This is a genomic window from Shewanella corallii, from assembly GCF_023349125.1.
GTDB lineage: Bacteria > Pseudomonadota > Gammaproteobacteria > Enterobacterales > Shewanellaceae > Shewanella > Shewanella corallii.
In genome coordinates this window covers 1-2125 of sequence record NZ_JAKIKT010000022.1, presented here as the reverse complement: position 1 = coordinate 2125, position 2125 = coordinate 1, and the positions used below count along the sequence as shown (strand labels likewise).

The 2125-nt window shown below is 62.7% G+C and carries 1 protein-coding gene; it reads left to right on the top strand.

The window, feature by feature from the left end; genetic code table 11:
• Positions 1-2125, top strand: a 2125-nt coding sequence (locus tag L2725_RS23085; protein ID WP_249251135.1) for a beta strand repeat-containing protein, incomplete at both ends; no start/stop codon positions are given.

The window sequence follows — 2125 nt, the reverse complement described above, 5'->3', positions numbered from 1 at the left end:
CACTCAGGACATGCTGGACAATGGTCTGAGCCTGTCTATCACGGCCCCGGCGGATGGCACCGCCATCACCCTGACGGCCACGGTCACCGATCCGGCGGGCAACACCGCCGATGGCTCAGACAGTGCACTGCTGAGCAGCGGCCCGGCTGCGCCAACGGTCACCATTACCGAAGATGCCAACAACGATGGCTACATCAATGACGCTGAGCTCAATGGTCAGGTGAACATCACCGTCACCCTGGCCACCGGCACCGAAGTGGGTGACACCATTGAAGTGACCGACCAGGATGGCAACGTCATCTTCTCCGGCCCGGTCACGCAGGACATGCTGGATAATGGCCTGGACCTGAGCATTGATCCGCCTGCCACCGGTACTGAGCTGGACATCACCGCCACGGTCACCGACAGCGCCGGCAACAGCGCCGAAGGCACTGACTCTGCCACCCTGGATTACGGCGTGGGCACCGGCGCCCCGGCAGCACCGACCGTGATGATTACCGAAGATGCCAACAACGACGGCTACATCAACAACACTGAGCTCAGCGGCGACATCAATATCACTGTCACCCTGGGCGCAGGTACCGCCGTGGGCGATACCCTGATTGTCACCGACCAGGATGGCAATGAGCTGTTTAACGGCACCGTGACCCAGGCCATGCTGGATAACGGCGTGCCGGTCACTATGACCGCGCCAGCCACCGGCACCGCCATCAGCGTCACCGCCACGGTCACTGACCCGGCCGGTAACAGCGCAGAAGGCAGCGACAGCGCCGTACTGGATTACGGCGTCGGCACCGGTGCACCGGCGGCACCGACTGTCACCATCACCGAAGACAGCAATAACGACGGCACCATCAATGATGCCGAGCTGGACGGTCAGGTGAACATCACCGTGGCACTGGGCGCAGGTACGGCTGTGGGCGACACCATTGTGGTCACCGACCAGGATGGCAACACCCTGTTCTCCGGCCCGGTCACCCAGGACATGCTGGATAACGGTCTGGATCTGGCCATTGATGCGCCGGCGTCCGGCACCACACTGAACGTGACGGCCACCGTCACCGACCCTGCCGGCAACAGTGCCCAGGGCAGCGACTCGGCCCTGCTGGATTACAGCGGTAACCCACCGTCGCCATCGGCGCCAACCGTGGTCATCACCGAAGATGCCAACAATGATGGCTACATCAATGATGGCGAGCTGTCCGGTCAAATCGACATTACCGTGACCCTGGGCAGCGGCACCGAAGTCGGTGACACCATTGAAGTGACTGACCAGGATGGCAACGTCATCTTCTCCGGCACCGTGACGCAAGACATGCTGGATAATGGTCTGGATCTCAGCATAGATCCGCCTGCCACCGGCACCAATCTGGTGGTCACGGCCACCGTCACCACGCCATCAGGCAACACTGCCGAGGGCTCAGACAATGCCACGCTGGATTACGGCTCAGGCAGCGGTGCCCCGGCGGCACCGACCGTGGTGATTACCGAAGATGCCAACAACGATGGCTACATCAATGATGCCGAGCTCAATGGCCAGATAGACATTACCGTCACCCTGGGGGCAGGCACTGCCGTGGGCGACACGCTTGTGGTAACTGACCAGGATGGCACCGTCATCTTCTCCGGCCCGGTCACGCAGGACATGCTGGATAACGGTCTTGACCTGACGATTGACCCACCGGCCACCGGCACTGACTTGGTGGTCACCGCCACCGTGACTGACCCGGCTGGCAACAGCGCCGAGGGCTCAGACAACGCCACGCTGGATTACGGCTCAGGCAGCGGCGCACCGGCGGCACCGACGGTCACCATTACCGAAGATGCCAACAACGACGGCTACATCAATGATGCTGAGCTCAGTGGTCAGGTGGACATCACCGTGACCCTGGGGGCAGGCACCGCCGTGGGCGACACCATTGAAGTGACTGACCAGGATGGCAACGTCATCTTCTCCGGCACCGTGACGCAGGACATGCTGGATAACGGCCTGCAGTTGGCTGTGGATGCGCCGGCGACCGGCGAGACCCTGGCGATTACGGCCACCGTCACCGACCCGGCCGGCAACAGCGCCGAAGGCAGCGACCAGGCGGTCATGGATTACGGCGTGGGCACGGGCGCACCG